The organism is Brucella sp. HL-2, from assembly GCF_025846885.2.
Taxonomy (GTDB): domain Bacteria; phylum Pseudomonadota; class Alphaproteobacteria; order Rhizobiales; family Rhizobiaceae; genus Brucella; species Brucella quorumnocens.
Genome location: NZ_JAOYTK010000002.1, coordinates 516,976 through 534,467 on the forward strand (window position 1 = coordinate 516,976; position 17,492 = coordinate 534,467).

Genomic DNA, 17,492 nt, shown 5'->3' on the forward strand with positions numbered 1-17,492 from the left:
CCATGGGTGCGATTAAGCGCGACACGCTCTAGCGCTGGATAATGCGTCAAAGCCAATAGTTAGAGCGGTTCCAACGATTCAATCTTAACTGGAACCGTTCTACGCACGAGACCCCCAAACCCGGAAGAAACGTTGACAGAAAATTCCGGATCAGTCTTTGTGCCAAAAAAGAAAGAGCGAGCGCGAATACCCGACAAGGGGTGCTCGCTCTGGACTGTCCTGACTTGAAAGGTATGGCATGAGCATCGAACGGCACGATTTCACCAGCGGAACGGAACTGGCACAGTCGCTTTCTGAAGCGATTGCGAACAAGCTGGCTGCCGCTATCGCTGAGCGGGGGCAAGCGACACTCGCTGTTTCCGGCGGCACAACGCCGCTCAAGCTGTTTGACATCCTATCACGCAAGATGATCGACTGGACGCTCGTCACAATCACGCTTGTCGATGAGCGTTTCGTACCCCCAACAAACGAACGTTCAAACGAAAAGCTGGTGCGCGATCATCTATTGCGCGATCATGCAGGTGTTGCGAAGTTCGTCGGTCTTTATAATCCGGCCGCAACAGCTGAAACTGCAGCTCTTGCTGCCGCCAATCGTATCGATGCACTGCGCCGTCCTTTTGACGTCGTTGTGCTCGGCATGGGCAATGATGGCCACACGGCATCGTTCTTCCCTAATGCCGACAGGCTCGATCAGGCGATTGACCCGACAACAAAGGCCGTAGTTCTGCCAATCCATGCCGAAGGTGCTGGCGAGAAGCGCCTGACCCTTACGCTGCCATTGCTCGCTGAAGCCGATATGCTGGTTCTGCACATTGAAGGTGCGGCCAAGCAGGCGACACTTGAGCAAGCGCTGGCTGGCGATGACGAGACTGAAATGCCGGTGCGTGCGGTATTCCGCCATGCCCGCAAGCCGATCCAGCTTTACTGGACCAGTTAGATCAGTTCCAGTTAAGAACGCAGCAGTTTGCATTCGGGCTACAGCATAATTCCTTAAACCTGAATCAGTTTAAGGTAAAATTATGCTGTAAATATGGAGTGTTAGAGTGACCTTTGTGCGACCAAGAAGGCGCACGGCGCTCTATTGGAATAAACCACAGGCAAACCTCGCACTATTTTAGCAGGTGATACCCATGACGACGCAGACTGCACATATCCGCATCAAGGAAATTACCGAGCGCATCGTTGAGCGCTCGAAACCAAGCCGCGAGGCATATCTTGGACGCGTCCGCGAGGCTGCATCCAAGAAACCGCATCGCGCTGTGCTTGGATGTGCCAATCTCGCTCATGGTTTTGCAGCCTGCGGCCCGAATGACAAGGCGGCACTCACCGCCGATGTCGTGCCCAATTTGGGCATTATCACCGCTTATAATGACATGCTCTCGGCGCATCAGCCGTTTGAGACCTATCCTGAGCTGATCCGCAAGGCTGCCCGTGAAGCTGGCGGTGTGGCACAGGTCGCAGGTGGTGTGCCAGCAATGTGCGACGGCGTCACACAAGGTTTCGCTGGCATGGAACTTTCGCTGTTCTCACGCGAAGTGATCGCCATGGCCACAGCCGTTGGCCTCTCGCACGATATGTTCGATGCTGCCGTCTACCTCGGCGTATGCGACAAGATCGTGCCGGGACTAATCATCGGCGCCCTGACGTTCGGGCATCTGCCTGCGGTGTTCATTCCGGCTGGTCCCATGACGAGCGGCTTGCCGAACGATGAGAAAGCCAAGACCCGTCAGCTTTATGCCGAAGGCAAGGTTGGGCGTACGGAATTGCTGATCTCTGAATCGAAATCCTACCACGGTCCGGGCACCTGCACATTCTATGGCACGGCAAACTCCAACCAGATGCTGATGGAAATCATGGGGCTGCATTTGCCCGGTTCATCCTTCATCAATCCGGGCACACCTCTGCGTGACGCCCTTACCCGCGAAGCGGCCAAACGCGCGCTGGCGATCACCGCATGCGGCAACGAATATACACCAGTCGGTGAGATGCTCGATGAGCGCTCTTTTGTGAACGGTATCATTGGGTTGAACGCCACAGGCGGCTCGACCAATCATACGATTCACCTGATCGCCATGGCGGCTGCGGCAGGCATTAAGCTCACATGGCAGGATATTTCGGAGATTTCTGACGTAGTGCCTTTGCTGGCCCGCGTTTATCCAAATGGACTTGCCGATGTAAACCATTTCCATGCTGCAGGCGGTATGGGCTTCCTGATCCGTGAGCTGCTTGACGGCGGCATTCTGCACGAAGATGTCCGCACAGTCTGGGGCGAAGGGTTGCGACCATACGCGATCGAACCCAAGCTCGGTGCCGATGGCAATGTCGTGCGCGAGCCGGTGTCTGAAAAAAGCGGTGACGACAAGGTTCTGGCGAAGATCCATTCGCCGTTCCAGCCGTCAGGCGGCATCAAGGTTTTGACTGGCAATATCGGCAACGCGATCATCAAGGTTTCAGCCGTGAAGCCCGAACGCCATGTTATTGAAGCACCTGCAAAAGTCTTCAATGATCAGTCGGAATTGCAGGCCGCATTCAAGGCGGGTGATCTCACTGGCGATTTCATCGCAGTTGTCCGCTATCAGGGACCGAAAGCCAATGGTATGCCGGAACTGCACAAGTTGATGACCGTGCTTGGCATTTTGCAGGATCGTGGTCAGCGGGTAGCACTCGTTACTGATGGGCGTCTTTCTGGCGCATCCGGCAAAGTACCTTCCGCAATCCACGTGACCCCGGAAGCCCTCGACGGCGGTGCAATCGGTAAAATCCGCAACGGCGATATTGTGCGGCTTGATGCGGTGAATGGAACGCTGGAAGTGCTTATCAATGATGCTCTTCTTGCTGAGCGCAGCGAACAGCGCCCGGACCTTTCGGGCAACGAGCACGGAATGGGGCGTGAACTCTTCCGCGCCTTCCGTCAGATTGCTGGCCGTGCCGATGAAGGTGCTTCCGTCTTCTGAAAGACGACGCCAATGAAATAAGGCAAAGCGGTTTTTAAGCCGCCTTGCCTCTCAAGCTGGACAATTATTCAAGAAAAGGCGCGAAAAACGCCTTTAAATTGCGTCAAAATACTGGCTTTTCGAAGTCAACACTGCGGCAGGCAGCTGTCAGTGTATTTGCCATAAGCATGGCAATGGTCATCGGACCAACGCCACCGGGAACCGGCGTGATGGCACCGGCCAATTTTTCCGCATCTGCAAAATCAACATCGCCAACTAGACGTGTTTTGCCTTCACCCTTTTCAGGCGCAGGAATGCGGTTGATACCCACATCAATTACTGTCGCGCCGGGCTTGACCCAATCGCCTTTTACCATCTGCGGGCGACCGACAGCGGCAACCAGAATATCGGCAGTGCGCGCAATCGCAGGCAGGTCCTTGGTACGGCTATGAGCAACGGTCACAGTCGCATTTGCTGCCAACAGCAGATTGAACATCGGCTTGCCGACGATGTTGGAACGGCCAATCACCACGGCATTCAGGCCCGACAAATCGCGGCCATGAACACGCTCGATCATGATCATTGCGCCAGCCGGAGTGCATGGAACAAAAGCTGTATCCAGCTCACCTGTGCCAAGCTTGCCTACATTGATGAAATGGAAGCCGTCGACGTCCTTTTCCGGCGAAATAGTCTGGATCACACGACCTGAATCGATGTGTTTTGGCAGCGGAAGCTGCACCAGAATACCGTGGATGGCCGGATCATTGTTGAGGCTGTCGATCAGATCGAGAAGTTCGACTTCAGTTGCATCTTCAGCCAAATCGTGCTGAACGGATACAAAACCGCATTCCTTGGCCTTTTTGCCCTTCGAGGCAACATAGACCTGGCTTGCCGGGTCTTCGCCGACAATCACCACTGCAATGCCAGGTACAACCCCGGTCGCACTAACGAGCTTTTCGGTCTCACGCTTTACCGTGGAAACCACATCTTCGGCGAGCTTCTTGCCATCGATCAATTGGGCCATATCGAATGCTCCGTTTAAGAGCGTATCCCGAAAGGTGCGAAACGGCTTTCGGATAAGATACGCTTCAATCAAATAATTAGAGCGCTGGTCTGTTCCGTTCAGACCGACAAGCGCTCTAGACAAGCGATGCCTTGGGATACATCGCCTTTATCCAGCAGACATGCCAATAAGCGTCATCAATGGATATGACAATCTCGAAAGCTGAAGTTTCAGGATAAAGTCGCAAAATGCCTTAGTGTGAAGGCTATTTCATATAGGAGTGCGACGGTCACGAATATCGCATGATAGCGCCGATTATCGGTGAACATCGCGATAAGACTTCCCGCAATCAGCGCACCCACGCGAATAGGATACTCGATCCCGTAAAGCTGATAATGTTCCATCCCCTTGAGAAGGGTGTCGATGACGTCGGCGACATAAACCAGTGCGAGAATGCCGAAGAACCATTTGCGCCGAGAAATAAAGTAATCCCGATAGCCTGTATATTCCTCCATGCTGTCCGGAAAGAGCAGCGTGCACAGCAGGAAATAAAGCCCAGCGTAGAAGATCACGAAGAAATATTTCTCGAATGTCCAAAGATGAATGGTTCTCAGACTGAACTCGAACCACCAGAAATGGATGACCGAAAGCAGAATGAAGGCCACCCACGCCAGATGAACCGGATAGATTTTCTGCTTCCCCGGATGCTGGATAAACCGCGCAAAGCCCGTCAGAAGGCGTGATACGCAAAGACCAAGAATGATGCCGATGATGATGCGGACATGGGTAAATGCTTCCGCAGGCGGCACGCCAGTCGTTAAGGCCGGATCCATTGTTCCCCTCAATGCTATTTGCTCAGCATCTTGGAACAGAAAAAGTAAGCAATCAATAAATCACAGCAAAATTATAAATTGAGAGCGACGCTAACTTGCGTCAGCGTCGCTCAATATAACCATCAACGACCCAAGGGTTTAGTTGATCGAGTTCAGGAAGCTTTCCCAGCTTGCTGACCAATGCGTGCGGCTCTTTTCATCGGCAGAGCGAACATTACAGGTCTGCAAATCGCTTTCAGGAATGTCCTTCTGCGTCTTTTCACACAGCCAGACATCGCTCTTTTCAGGCACAGAGGATGCTACAAAGCTGACAATCTTGTTGTCTTTGATACCAAGCAGGATATCAAAATCTGCCTCATCATTATTAAAGGCCCATGAGCAGAACTCATCAAAATCAGGGCGATTTTCGTCTGGTTTGCCACAAGCCTTTTCGTGATCTGGAGCCAGCTTGTCCATAAAGGCTTTTCCCGCAGGTGACGAAACCACAAGATCGGTATCAGACAGTTTGCTGATTTCTTCAACACCCCATTTGGGACCGGTAGGTTTTTCAGCAGCTGCTGCACCTGCAGCCATGATACCGGCAACCATGACACCTGCCGCAATCGCAGCGACACGCACGATATGGAAAGCTCTTCCAAGCATTTGCTTCACCTTTTAAAGCGATGTTTTACAATAGAATTATCAGTCAATGTTCAATCTCAGAAACGAGAGTTATCTATAAAACCACTTATATTCAACAACGAATTTCTCCCAAGTTTGGACTGATAAAGCCGTATCACCCTTCGGACTTTTTGCCATCCAGCCTTGCGATTTGTGTCTACGGAAGGCTATACCGGACACAATAAACGACAGTGCTTCAACACTCGATTCATGAAGGCGGAACATTCTCATGCAAGATACAGTTATTCTCGTTGGTTGCGGCAATATGGGTTTCGCCATGCTGAAAGGCTGGCTCGACAGCGGCATTTTGCAATCCGAGAATGTGCATGTTGTCGAACCATCAGAGGCACTTCAGAGCCGCGCGGCTGGCGCTGGAGTTAATGCCTGCTCGAGTGCGGACTCCCTTTCCGATGATCTGAACCCGCGTATGATCCTCATTGCGGTCAAACCACAGGTCATGGGCGACGTATTGCCTGCTTATAAGCGTTTTGCACCGAACGCGACCTTTGTCAGCGTGGCAGCAGGCATCCCGGTTTCATTCTTTGAACAGCATCTTGGCGGTGACGCCCGGATCATGCGCTGCATGCCCAATACACCGGCTGCAATCGGCAAGGGCATGCTTGTGACCTACAAGAACGCCAATGTGAGTGAGGATGATGCGGCTTTTGTAAAAAGCCTTCTCAAGACATCCGGCAAGGTGGCAAGCATCGATGATGAAGCGCAGATGGATGCGGTGACCGCTGTTTCCGGCTCCGGCCCTGCTTATGTGTTCCATTTCATTGAAGCTCTGACCGATGCCGGCGTCACCGCTGGTCTTCCGCGTGAAACCGCTGCATTGCTTGCGATGCAAACTGTGATGGGCGCCGGTGCACTTGCATCTGCAAGCAACGACAGCCCGACAAAACTGCGCGAACAGGTGACAAGCCCCAAAGGTACCACTGCAGCTGCACTGGACATTTTGATGGGAGAAGATCGCCTCAAGAATCTGGTTGCCGAGGCCGTTGACGCCGCGCGCAAGCGTTCGATCGAGCTTGGGAAGGTCTAAACCAGAACCCTCGGAACAGCTTCGATAAGCGCCTTTGTAACAGGCGCTTGCGGCGCTGCGATCAGCTCCTGCGTCGGGCGACATTCAATAATCCGCCCGCGCTCCATCACCGCAATGCGGTCCGCCATTTGTGCAGCAACCGCCAGATCATGCGTGATGAACAGATAGGCCGTGCCTTCGGCCTTCTGTATCTCCTGCAACAATTTCAGAATTGCACCACGCACCGTAACATCAAGTGCCGAGACAGCTTCATCCAGAACGATGAGCGATGGCGATGTGGCAAGTGCACGTGCTATTGCGACCCGCTGACGCTGACCGCCGGAAATCTCATGCACACCGCGTGTCGCCAGTTTGGGATCAAGGCCGACCTTCTGCATAAGCTCGGCAATATCGCGTTTCAGCCCGTGAATACGCAGCGGCTCGCGAAGCACTTCATGCACAGTCGCACGCGGATTGAATGCGGAAAGCGGATCCTGAAATACCATCTGTAAGCGTGCGCGACGCCTGCGAAGAACCGAACCTTGTGGTCTGAGCCAATCTTCGCCCTCGAAATGGATTGATCCTGTATCAAGCGTATGTAGTCGCAACAATGCGCGCGCAAGCGTAGATTTTCCGCTGCCCGAAGGACCAACGAGCGCCAGCGTTTCACCTTGGAAGATTTCAAGGCTTACCCGTTCAAGTGCGAGCTTATCGCCGTAGCGCACACTGAGTTCGCTTGCCTGCAGCAGAGCCTTATCCATGAATTGGCCCCAGCGTGGGAACGGCACTGATGAGCGCCTTCGTATAGTCGCTTTGTGGATTGCCAATAATCGCGCGCGCGGTGCTGCATTCCAAAAGCTCACCACGATGAAATACAGCAATGCGATCTGCCAGATTTGAGGCCAGTGCAATGTCATGCGTGATGAAAATCAACGTCATGCCATCTGCGCGCACCAGTTCGCGCAGGAGCGTCACGATTTCCTTCTGCACGATTGTATCGAGCGCACTTGTCGGCTCATCGGCAATCAACACACGCGGATTTGCAGCGATGGCAAGAGCTATGGCGATGCGCTGCTTCTGACCACCAGAAAACTGATGCGGATATCGCAAGAAACTGTCTTCCGGTTCGAGAATATGAACCCGTTCTAAAAGCCTGATCGCTTTGCGTTTTGCCGCTTTGCCGTCGACCTTTTCGTGAGCGCGAATTGTCTCAACCAGTTGCGCGCCAACACGCATCAGCGGATCGAAGCTCGAAGCTGGGTCTTGAAATACAAACCCGATATCGCGGCCCGGCTTCGGCTGCCCATCTCGCCAATTGATGTAGCCCGACACCGTAGCATTGACAGGCAGAAGATCGGCTATTGCCAGCGCCAGAGTGCTCTTGCCGGAGCCGCTTTCACCAATAATAGCGAGGATTTCTCCGGCTTTTATATCCAGAGCAACATCGTGCAGAGCCGCATCCCGACCATAGTGAACACTGAAATTTTCAAGCTGAACGAGAAGGCTCATGATTGCATCTCTCGTCGTGCAGTCGTATTCGTAATCCCCTCGCCTGCGAGGTAAACGCTGACAACAGTAAGCGCCAGTGCCAGCCCCGGTAAGATCGACAGCCACGGCGCAGAACGCAGGACCGTGCGCCCTTCAGCGATCATGCCGCCCCATGTCACACGATTGGGATCACCCAATCCGAGAAATGACAAGGCGGCTTCAATCAGAATAGCGGATGCAACAATAACCGGCACAAGCGCCAAAACTGGCGGCAATGCATTGGGCAATATCTGCCGGAAAGCAATCTCCAGCGGATGCATTCCAATAACGCGAGCAGACGCGACATAGTCTCGCTCGCGGATAGACAGCACCTGCCCACGTGTAAGACGTGCGGCCTGCGTCCAGCTCGACAGGGCGATTGCAGCAACCAATACTGAAAGCGACGGTCCGGCAATGCTGACCAAAGCAAGCGCCAGGAGAAAGCCCGGTACGGTCTGAAAAGCTTCCGTTATTCGCATCAGCACTTCATCAACCAGTCCGCCAGCGAACCCCGCCAACGTGCCGACGATGCTTCCTATCATGATGGAAGCGGCAGCGGCGGCAAGGCCCACGATCAGCGATGTGCGACTTGCATGAAAGAGCTCGGCCAGCACATCGCGACCCAACCGGTCTGTTCCAAGCGGAAAAGACGCATTGTCGAAGGGGGCAAGCAAAGGTGTTGCAACAATGCGCAGTGGATCACCGGGAAAGAGCATGGGCGCGAAGAAAGCCGCAGCAATCAATACAAGCAGAATAATCGCACCCGCAATGCCCTCACCGGTCCCGAAATAGCGTTTGAACCCGCTCACGATCCGGCCTTTCCCGCAGTAATGCGCGGATCGAGCCAGAGATAAAGAAGATCGACGAGGATATTGACCACGATCACCATGATTGCGCTTGTCAGAATGACACCAAGCAACAACGGTGTGTCACGGCTTGCAACTGCCTCCTGCGCCAGTCGTCCGAGACCCGGCACGGCAAAAACGCTTTCGATCACAACACTCCCGCCAAGCATGGAGGCGGCTTGCAGCCCAAGCATGGTCACAAGCGGCAGCAATGCATTGCGCGCCACGTGCCGCAACACAATGCGTGGGCGCGAGATACCGCGCGCTTTCAACGCACGGACAAAATCCATGCGCCAGATATCAGCCATCGAAGCACGCATGACACGGAGATAAAGCGCCAGATAGATTAGCGCCAGCGACACAACTGGCAGCACTAAATGGCGCGCTATATCGATGGCGCGAGCCCATCCTTCTTTACCGGAGGCAATGGTTTCGATCCCGCTCGACGGCAGCCAACGCAACCGGATCGAAAAGAGGATCACCAACACCAGCGCCAACCAGAAACCGGGAATGGCATAAAGCACAAGCGAAGCGACAGACAGAAAACGGTCGCGGAAGCTGCCGGGCTTTGCACCGGCCACAATACCCAAAGCTGACCCGACGGCAAAAGACAGCGCAGTCGCAGCACCCATAAGCAACAATGTGTTGGGCAAACGCTCAAAGATCACGTCGAGAATGGGGCGATTAAAACTGACGGACCACCCAAGATTGCCTTGAACAAGGGAGGCAAGATAAGCGCCGAGCCGGTGCCAGATTGACTGATCCAGCCCCCAGCGTGCGCGCATTTCGGCAATAGCTGCAGCATCGCCGCCAAAACTGACGGCATAGGCATCCACAGCGTCGCCGGGAGCTGTTTCCAGCATCAGAAAACAACCAATGATAACAATCAGCAGCACGATTATGCTGCCGATCAATCGTTTCCTGAAAAGAGCAAGAATCTGCGTCACGACCCGACGATACTATCAACCTTACAGTTCGTCACTGTGCAATCCAGATATCTGCCCAGTTAGAGACTGCCCAGCGTGGATTGTTGGAGACGTTTTTCACGCGTTCATTGGCAACTGTAATGAAGCCCCATTCGGCCGTGTTGATGAGTGGCAGATCGGCCTCCACCAATTGCTGGAATTGATGATAAAGCGCAGTACGCTTCTTTTCATCGATTTCATGCGCGGCTTTGGCAATCACCGCGTCCAGTTCTGCATTGGCATAACCGCCCTGATTGGAGAACGGAACGCCCGCAGGAATTCCACTTTCAACCAGAATGGTGGTCGAAATAGCAGGATCACCGCGATAAACAGTTGGCGCGATTGCGAGATCAAAATCATGATCCGTATAAACCGCCTTCTGATGTGCGGCTGAATCATTGTTGACGATACGCGCATCAATTCCGATAACCGCAAGCGCTTGCCGCAGATAATCGCCGAACTGCTTGGTTTCATTGAAATAAGGTGCTGGCAGCAGTTTCAGTGCAAAGCGCGTGCCATCATTGCCGCGCTTGTAGCCAGCCTCGTCCAGAAGCTTGTTCGCCTTTTCCACATCGAAGGGATAAGCAGCGACATCGCCAGTATAAAACTGGCTGTCATATTGCGGAACGGGTCCGGTCGAAGACTTGGCATAGCCAAGGAAAATGGTCTTCACCACAAAATCGCGATCAATGGCATGGACTATTGCCTGCCGCACCTTGAGGTCTGCCAGTTCTTTGCGTCGATGATTGATCTCCACCACCAGCTGATAGGTAAGCGCCTCATAACCTTTGGAAACAACTGTCAGCCCCGGTACTTTTGAGATACGGTCGAGGTCAGCGAGAGGGACAGCAGAAAATGCTGCCAGGTCGATCTCTTCCGCTTCCAGCGCTCCGGCTGCTGCTGCACGGTCCGGCAGCACACGATAGATGATTTCATCAAGATAAGGCTCACCCTCACCCCAATAATTCTCATTCTTCGCAAGCCGATAATATTCACCGGTCTTGTGTTCGGCATATTTGAAAGGTCCAGTGCCGATGAGTTTTTCATTGGCGGGGTTGGCAGCAATGTCAGTGCCCTCAAAAATATGTTTCGGTAGAACCGCAGTCAGCGCAGGCAGCGCATTGCGGATAAGCTGGAAGGGGGTTGGCTCACTGAAATGGAAAACAGCCGTATGCTCGTCCGGTGTTTCAACTTTTTCGAGCGTCTTGAACACGACACGTCCGAGGTTTTGTAACGGCTTCCAGACTTCCATCGCAGAAAAAGCGACGTCTGCGGATGTGAAAGGCGTATCATCATGCCACTTTACACCTTCTCGTAAATGGAAGGTGGCGGTCAGCCCATCGTCAGAACCTTTCCAGCTGGTTGCGAGGCGTGGCTCAAGACCATTCTCACCATCGAAAGAAGCTTCGGCGAGTGGCTCTATCACTTTGCTTGCAACGAAAAAGACACCGTTCGAAGCGACGATAGCCGGGTTGAGATTACGCGGTTCAGAATCCGCAGCAACAACCAGCCGCCCACCCTTTTGCGCCTTGTCTTCCGCCGCCGCCCATCGCGGTAAAAGCGGCAGAGCCACCAGCGAAGTTGAGCCAACCAGAAATGCTCTGCGCGATGCAATAAACCGAGCCATGCCACTGCCTCTGAAATTCAATTCCCGTTTTTCTTGTCTACACTGGCCTTGAATTAATTGCAGGGCAAATTCTGTCACCATGGCAATAAATATCGAAAACTGTTCCTCTTTTTCAGAGTGAACCCTAATTCGGAAGCCGCAAAAAATCCTTAAAGTTTGTGCGTATAAGCAGCTCAAATACCTTGCTTGCAGCTGAATTGATTTTCCCCGTTCAGCACATTTAAAGAAATTTTCTCCTTGCCAAACACCCACTCTTCCATAGATCATGGTTAATTATGTGTTGTCGTATTTCGTGAGGAGAATACTGATACGGCACATGCATGAAGAGCCAATATCAGCTCTTCTTGAACCGCATTTGCGGAGTCCTGTATCGAAGTTTCCGTAAATGCCTGAAGCTGAACCACCATTGGAAGAGAGGAAACAGAAATGTCTAGTTTGCTGCCCCCACTTCATGACGGTCACGCACCGATCTATTTGCATCACGCATTTCAGGACGCAGTCGATGCTTATGAGCACTGGAACCTGGAAACAGCAGAACCAGTCGTAGCAATCAACGGTAAGGTCACGCGTATAAGTGTCGTTTTCCGACGCTTGTGGAGCTGTACCGACACAGTGCCTCGTCATACGCTTGAAGCATTGAAGGACATCATTCCGTCCAATCTTATCCACACGGAGCGTTGGAAGGAAAACGCAACATTCGCGGATGCTGCCCACCTGATGCGGACCGCGATCGAATGGCGCAAAGCTCGACGGCTTCCGGTCGTTTGCTGAAAATTCGGCTACAGCATAATTCCTTAAACTTGAATCAGTTTAAGTTAAAATTATGCTGTAAATATAAAGTGTTAGAGCAACCTTTGTGCGCCCAAGAGGGTGCACGGCGCTCTAAAACAAACAGAGCGCCTCCCAATGGGGGGCGCTCTTGCTTATTGGCTGATAGGCTAACCGTGCCAGTGTGAGCAGCGGATAACGCTACAGAAATTTCCGCGATGGAAATGCGGTTCTTTATCGGCGATGACATCAGCCTTGACGTTGCCGAAAGTCGTATCCGGCTTGAGCTTTATGCCGTCATAGAAGGCTTGAATGATATCTTCCTTGAACTTCGGCGAGCGCGGAAACGCTTTGACCACGGCCTCACGTTCGGCATCCGTGTATTGGTCATAGGTCAGTCCCAACACATCCATCTCAACGCCAGCGGTTACAAGCGCCACGACTGGGTGCATATGCTGCGGCACGCCCGGTGTCGTGTGAAGCGCGATGGCCGTCCAGACGGTATAGGCATCTTCATCTGAAATGCCGTGACTACGCAGGAAATCACGCGCAGCATGAGCGCCATCAACCTCAAAACGCTCATGGTCACTGCTGTGGCTCGGCATGAGGCCGATATCGTGGAACATCGCACCGGCATAGAGCAATTCACGGTCGAACTTCAGTCCGCGCTGGAGGCCAGCCAGTGCACCAAAATGATAGACACGGCTGGAATGATTAAACAGAAGGTCTGTTTCAGTGTCACGGATGTAATCTGTGATCGCCCTCGCCAGCTTACTATCCGGGATCGCTGCGCCTTTATCGATAGAGGACATTGGTTTCTCCTGTTGTCTTGAGGGTTGCTACTGGTCAGGAGGATAGAATTGGTCTATTTTGTCTGCAATCGTCGCTACACTTTAAATTCGGACAAATAGAGATAAATGCGGACGCCAGCGCCAGCTAAGACAAAAAACATAGTTATGATTGCACTGCCTGGTGTCCAGTTGCTCGATGTTTCCGGTCCGCTCGACGTCTTTGCGGAAGCCAATGCGCAGGCAGGACGCGAGGTTTATAAGCTTGCGGTCGCAGCAAGTACGCCCGGCCCACTGCGCAGTTCATCAGGGGTAAAACTATTACCGGATTGGGTAATCGATGACGCGCCAAACGAACCCATAGATACACTTCTTGTTGCCGGTTGCCCCAATATGACTGAGCGTCCGGTTAACAAGTCCATTATAAACTGGTTGCGCCTCAATGCACCGAAAACTCGGCGCTATGGTTCAGTTTGCAGTGGCGCTTTCTTTCTGGCAGCGGCAGGGCTTCTCGACGGACGGCGCGTCACCACGCACTGGGCCGTTGCACAAACGCTTGCAAGCCAATATCCACAAGTCCATGTCGATGAAGATTCCATACAGGTGAGTGACGGCCCCGTACGCACGGCGGCAGGGGTGACAGCGGGGCTTGATCTCGCGCTGGCGCTTGTTGAAGAAGATATTGGCCGCGAGATCGCCATGCGTGTTGCAGGCCAGCTGGTGATGTTTTTCAAGCGCCCTGGCGGTCAGATGCAATTCAGCCGCAAAGGCGAAGCGGTTCCGGCGGGTCGCGGCGCGTTGCAAGAGCTTCAGCGCTGGGTCGCCGCCAATCCGGCGCTTGATCATAGTGTCGCCGGCCTCGCAGGGCGGATGGACCTGAGCCCCCGCCATTTCTCGCGACTGTTTCGCAGCGAAGTTGGTGTCACACCCGCAACATGGGTTGAAGAGGCTCGCGTGAACACAGCAAGAAAGCTTCTGGAACTGGGACATGAAGCCCCAAAACAGGTTGCGGCCCATTGCGGATTTTCAGACGCGGACACATTTCGCCGCGCCTTTGTCCGCCATGTCGGCGTAACGCCCGCTGAATATCGCAAGCGCTTCGCCACACAAATCGGCGGCGCATAGAGCCTGAGTTAGACTGCCGGATCGAGTTTGCGGAAACGCACACGCGCAGAACGTTCAATTGCCGCAACCGTCAATTCGTCAAGATCCCAGCGATCACGCAGCATCTGAAGAAACTCCAGTTCTTCCTGCTCCACATGAAGATCGGCGGCGGCCACCTCAACGGCTAATGCATAAGCCGTCTCATAAAGCCTTTCAGGCAGTACCTCATGCGCAAGATCGAGAATTTTTTCCAAGCCGTCTTCATCGGCCAAAAGCGCGTAGCAATCACTTGCAAGTTTCGGCAGGTGTTTGGAGTCAAACCCCTGGAATACTGGCAAGCGCGAAACCGTATTGCCGATGGAAGCAAGCTCTGCGTCAGTCATCGCCGTATCGGCTGCGGATGTCGTCACCATGATGTAGACGAGAGCGTCCTGCGGTGAAATCTTGTTCATCAAATGCTCCTGCACCATGCGATCGGAATCAAAACTTAAGGTCAATCGACGGGAAACGTAGGAAGCCTATCACACTTGCGCAAGGAAATTCGGTAGCAATAAGGTTAGCAAAGATTGACGCGCGCGCCGGGGCGCGCCATAGAGCATAAGCGTGTATACATACACCGTTTTCAACGAATAAAGCCCTTCACAGGATATCAGGATATAACCATGACTTCGCATCGCCTTCCCGACATTACGCTGACCCCGGAACTGACCGCGGCGGCCGCGGAAGCGAAAGCATGGCCTTTTGAAGAGGCTAAAAAAATCCTGAAGCGTTATGCAAAGACCGGCATGCCGGAAACGGTGATCTTCGAAACCGGTTACGGCCCATCGGGGCTGCCGCATATCGGCACCTTTGGCGAAGTGGCCCGCACTTCGATGGTGCGTCATGCATTTCGCATTTTGACGGAAGACAAGGTCAAGACGCGCCTTATCTGCTTCTCCGACGATCTCGACGGCATGCGTAAGATCCCGGACAATGTGCCAGACAAGTCCGCACTTGAGCCTTATCTGCAATTACCGCTTTCTGCTGTGCCAAACCCATTTGGTGGTGAATACAAAAGCTTTGCAGAACATAACAATGCCATGCTCTGCCGCTTCCTCGATACCTTCGGTTTCGATTACGAGTTTGCAAGTGCTACCGAATATTACAAGTCAGGCAAGTTCGATGCGGTACTGCTGAAGGCCGTCGAACGTTATGACGACATCATGAAAGTCATGCTGCCAACGCTTGGTGAAGAGCGACAGGCGACTTACAGCCCATTCCTGCCGATTTCGCCAAAGTCTGGTCGCGTGCTTTACGTGCCGATGAAGAGCGTGGACGCCAAGGCCGGCACCGTTACTTTTGACGATGAAGATGGCGTTGAAACCACCCTGTCTGTCACTGGCGGCAATGTGAAACTGCAATGGAAGCCAGACTTCGGCATGCGCTGGGCAGCTCTTGGTGTCGACTTCGAAATGTTCGGCAAGGATCACCAGACCAATGCTGGCATTTACGACCGCATTTGCGAAATTCTGGGCGGTCGTGCGCCAGAACATTTCGTCTATGAGCTGTTCCTTGACCAGATTGGCCAGAAGATTTCCAAGTCGAAGGGCAACGGTATTGCCATCGACGAATGGCTGGCCTATGCGCCGACCGAAAGCCTTGCGCTCTACAATTTCCAGAAGCCTAAGACCGCGAAGAAGCTCTATTTCGACGTGATCCCGAAGGCCGTGGACGAGTATTTCACCTATCTCGCTGCTTATGAGCGTCAGGAGTGGAAAGACCGTCTGAACAATCCGGTCTGGCATATTCATTATGGCAACCCGCCGAAGGTGAACCTGCCGATTACATTCGCGCTGATGCTCAATCTGGTGAGCGCATCGAATGCCGAAAATCCGGCTGTTCTCTGGGGCTTCATCTCGCGTCATGTGCCGGGTGTTACACCTGAAAACAATCCGGAACTCGACGCGCTCGTTGGCTATGCGATCCGTTACTTCAACGATTTCGTCAAGCCGACCAAGCAGTTCCGCGCACCGGACGATGTGGAACGAGCAGCACTTGCAGCGCTGGATGAGAAACTCTCAACTCTTCCTGCTGGCACCGATGGCAATGACATTCAGAATGCTATTCTGGACGTGGCTCGCGCAATCGAACGATATCAGGATCACACCAAGAAGAGCCCTGAAGGTGGTCCCGGCGTATCGGTTTCCTTCTTCCAGATGCTCTATGAAGTACTGATCGGCCAGGAACGCGGCCCTCGCTTTGGTTCTTTCGTCGCTCTTTATGGTATCGATGAAACCCGCGCTCTGATCCAGAAGGCACTTGCCGGAACGCTGTCATAAGCAATTGATATTTTTATGAGAAGCCTCACCCGGAATCCCACCGGGTGAGGTTTTTTATGCCCGGTTTTATAGCCGGAGCGCCGATGTCCTATCCCCAATACCACCCCTTCGACAGCGGCCTTCTTGCCGTATCGCACAGCAATGAGATTTACTGGGAAGCATCTGGCAATCCCGATGGAAAACCGGTGCTTTACTTGCACGGCGGTCCGGGAAGCGGCTTGCGATCTGGCAACTATCGGCAGCGCTTCGCCCCAGAAAAATACCGCGTCATCGGTATTGATCAGAGAGGTTGCGGGCGCAGCCGTCCTCTGGCGATAGACGATCTCGATCAGCTTCATCTCAATACCACACAGACCCTGATTGAAGATATCGAAGCAGTTCGTAAACATCTGAGCATTGATCGGTGGCTGGTTGCAGGCTCATCATGGGGCGCGACGCTTGCACTTGCCTATGCGCAGGCACATCCCGAACGTGTTTCAGAAATAGTGCTCGTTGCAGTAACAACCACCAGCCGAGAGGAAGTGAACTGGATCACTGAAGGTGTTGGTTCATTGTTTCCGGAGGCATGGGAGCGCTTTGACATGTCCTCCCTCAAACATGACGGAGAACGTGTTGTGGAAGCCTATGCCAGACGCCTGGCAAGCGGTAGTCTGAGGGATCGTCTACAGGCTGCACGAGATTGGAACCAATGGGAAACGACACATATTTCGCTCGACCCCAACTGGACACCAATCGATAGCCGTTTCGACCAGATGGCTGGGCTCGCTTTCGCAACGCTTGTCACCCACTACTGGGCCAATGACGGCTTTTTGCGCGATGGCCACGAAATCCTCAACAGCATGGAGAGGATTTCGCATATTCCAGCAGTTCTGATCTGTGGGCGCAGAGATTTTAGCGGACCTGCGATAACTGGCTGGCGACTGCATAAAGCATGGCCTGCCAGTCAATTGCGCATCATAGAAACCGAAGGGCATGGAGGTCCTTTCTCCACGAATGAAATGCAAGCTGCACTTACCGCATTTGCCGGTAGCGAAGTCCCTTCAGATTGACTCACACCTCAATAGTAGGTAGTACGACCTACCTACTATTGAGGCAAA

Annotated in this window: 17 protein-coding genes; 7 read left to right on the forward strand and 10 right to left on the reverse strand. The window is 53.3% G+C overall.

From position 1 onward, the window contains the following. Window positions 1–238 precede the first annotated feature (238 nt). Both pgl and edd read left to right on the forward strand, forming a co-directional pair. Window positions 239–937: a 6-phosphogluconolactonase gene (gene pgl / locus OIV19_RS05620; RefSeq protein WP_095444568.1), complete on the forward strand. Its 699-nt coding sequence runs from the start codon at window positions 239–241 to the stop codon at window positions 935–937. A 193-nt stretch (window positions 938–1,130) separates the two neighbouring features. Further along, window positions 1,131–2,954: a phosphogluconate dehydratase gene (gene edd / locus OIV19_RS05625; RefSeq protein WP_264230929.1), complete on the forward strand. Its 1,824-nt coding sequence runs from the start codon at window positions 1,131–1,133 to the stop codon at window positions 2,952–2,954. A gap of 103 nt (window positions 2,955–3,057) precedes the next feature. Here the strand turns inward: edd and folD are convergent, their stop codons facing one another. From folD to OIV19_RS05640, 3 genes are all read right to left on the reverse strand, one after another. After that, the gene (gene folD / locus OIV19_RS05630) at window positions 3,058–3,957 is read right to left on the reverse strand and encodes a bifunctional methylenetetrahydrofolate dehydrogenase/methenyltetrahydrofolate cyclohydrolase FolD (RefSeq protein WP_264230930.1); all 900 of its coding nucleotides are present in this window, start codon (window positions 3,955–3,957) and stop codon (window positions 3,058–3,060) included. Window positions 3,958–4,166: 209 nt separating this feature from the next. After that, window positions 4,167–4,769, reverse strand: a complete 603-nt coding sequence (locus OIV19_RS05635; RefSeq protein ID WP_151091618.1) for a hypothetical protein — start codon at window positions 4,767–4,769, stop codon at window positions 4,167–4,169. A gap of 138 nt (window positions 4,770–4,907) precedes the next feature. Continuing rightward, on the reverse strand, window positions 4,908–5,411 hold the full coding sequence (locus OIV19_RS05640; protein ID WP_264230931.1) for a hypothetical protein: 504 nt from the start codon (window positions 5,409–5,411) through the stop codon (window positions 4,908–4,910). A 247-nt stretch (window positions 5,412–5,658) separates the two neighbouring features. Between OIV19_RS05640 and proC the strand changes: the two genes are divergently transcribed. After that, window positions 5,659–6,474: a pyrroline-5-carboxylate reductase gene (gene proC / locus OIV19_RS05645; RefSeq protein WP_264230932.1), complete on the forward strand. Its 816-nt coding sequence runs from the start codon at window positions 5,659–5,661 to the stop codon at window positions 6,472–6,474. On the opposite strand, the gene OIV19_RS05650 is transcribed toward proC, so the two are convergent. From OIV19_RS05650 to OIV19_RS05670, 5 genes are read right to left on the reverse strand one after another with little or no spacing between them, the layout of a single operon-like run. Continuing rightward, the gene (locus OIV19_RS05650) at window positions 6,471–7,214 is read right to left on the reverse strand and encodes an ABC transporter ATP-binding protein (RefSeq protein WP_264230933.1); all 744 of its coding nucleotides are present in this window, start codon (window positions 7,212–7,214) and stop codon (window positions 6,471–6,473) included. The two genes, proC and OIV19_RS05650, sit on opposite strands and share 4 nt — an antisense overlap. After that, the gene (locus tag OIV19_RS05655; protein WP_264230934.1) at window positions 7,207–7,962 is read right to left on the reverse strand and encodes an ABC transporter ATP-binding protein; all 756 of its coding nucleotides are present in this window, start codon (window positions 7,960–7,962) and stop codon (window positions 7,207–7,209) included. Before OIV19_RS05655 ends, OIV19_RS05650 begins: the two co-directional genes overlap by 8 nt. Further along, the gene (locus tag OIV19_RS05660) at window positions 7,959–8,789 is read right to left on the reverse strand and encodes an ABC transporter permease (RefSeq protein WP_264230935.1); all 831 of its coding nucleotides are present in this window, start codon (window positions 8,787–8,789) and stop codon (window positions 7,959–7,961) included. Before OIV19_RS05660 ends, OIV19_RS05655 begins: the two co-directional genes overlap by 4 nt. Beyond that, window positions 8,786–9,772 carry an ABC transporter permease gene (locus OIV19_RS05665; protein WP_264230936.1) on the reverse strand — a complete coding sequence of 329 codons (987 nt, stop codon included), beginning with the start codon at window positions 9,770–9,772 and terminating at the stop codon, window positions 8,786–8,788. The genes OIV19_RS05660 and OIV19_RS05665 overlap by 4 nt, the downstream gene beginning before the upstream one ends. Window positions 9,773–9,803: 31 nt before the next feature. Next, complete coding sequence (locus tag OIV19_RS05670; RefSeq protein ID WP_264230937.1) at window positions 9,804–11,417, reverse strand: ABC transporter substrate-binding protein; 1,614 nt, start codon at window positions 11,415–11,417, stop codon at window positions 9,804–9,806. A gap of 426 nt (window positions 11,418–11,843) precedes the next feature. On the opposite strand from OIV19_RS05670, the gene OIV19_RS05675 reads away from it, so the two are divergent. After that, window positions 11,844–12,188, forward strand: a complete 345-nt coding sequence (locus tag OIV19_RS05675) for a BRA0787 family protein (RefSeq protein WP_151091626.1) — start codon at window positions 11,844–11,846, stop codon at window positions 12,186–12,188. 167 nt (window positions 12,189–12,355) lie between these two features. Here the strand turns inward: OIV19_RS05675 and OIV19_RS05680 are convergent, their stop codons facing one another. Continuing rightward, window positions 12,356–12,997, reverse strand: coding sequence for an HD domain-containing protein (locus OIV19_RS05680; RefSeq protein ID WP_264230938.1), 642 nt, complete (start codon window positions 12,995–12,997; stop codon window positions 12,356–12,358). A gap of 144 nt (window positions 12,998–13,141) precedes the next feature. Between OIV19_RS05680 and OIV19_RS05685 the strand changes: the two genes are divergently transcribed. Further along, window positions 13,142–14,098, forward strand: coding sequence for a GlxA family transcriptional regulator (locus OIV19_RS05685; protein ID WP_264230939.1), 957 nt, complete (start codon window positions 13,142–13,144; stop codon window positions 14,096–14,098). Between the two features lie 8 nt (window positions 14,099–14,106). Here OIV19_RS05685 and OIV19_RS05690 read toward each other — a convergent pair whose 3' ends face one another. Beyond that, window positions 14,107–14,529, reverse strand: a complete 423-nt coding sequence (locus OIV19_RS05690) for a tellurite resistance TerB family protein (RefSeq protein ID WP_095444582.1) — start codon at window positions 14,527–14,529, stop codon at window positions 14,107–14,109. 210 nt (window positions 14,530–14,739) lie between these two features. On the opposite strand from OIV19_RS05690, the gene OIV19_RS05695 reads away from it, so the two are divergent. Further along, the gene (locus OIV19_RS05695; protein WP_264230940.1) at window positions 14,740–16,395 is read left to right on the forward strand and encodes a lysine--tRNA ligase; all 1,656 of its coding nucleotides are present in this window, start codon (window positions 14,740–14,742) and stop codon (window positions 16,393–16,395) included. Between the two features lie 56 nt (window positions 16,396–16,451). After that, window positions 16,452–17,444 (forward strand): prolyl aminopeptidase, encoded by a 993-nt coding sequence (gene pip / locus OIV19_RS05700; protein ID WP_264230941.1) that lies wholly within the window; start codon window positions 16,452–16,454, stop codon window positions 17,442–17,444. The last annotated feature ends 48 nt before the right edge of the window (window positions 17,445–17,492 follow it).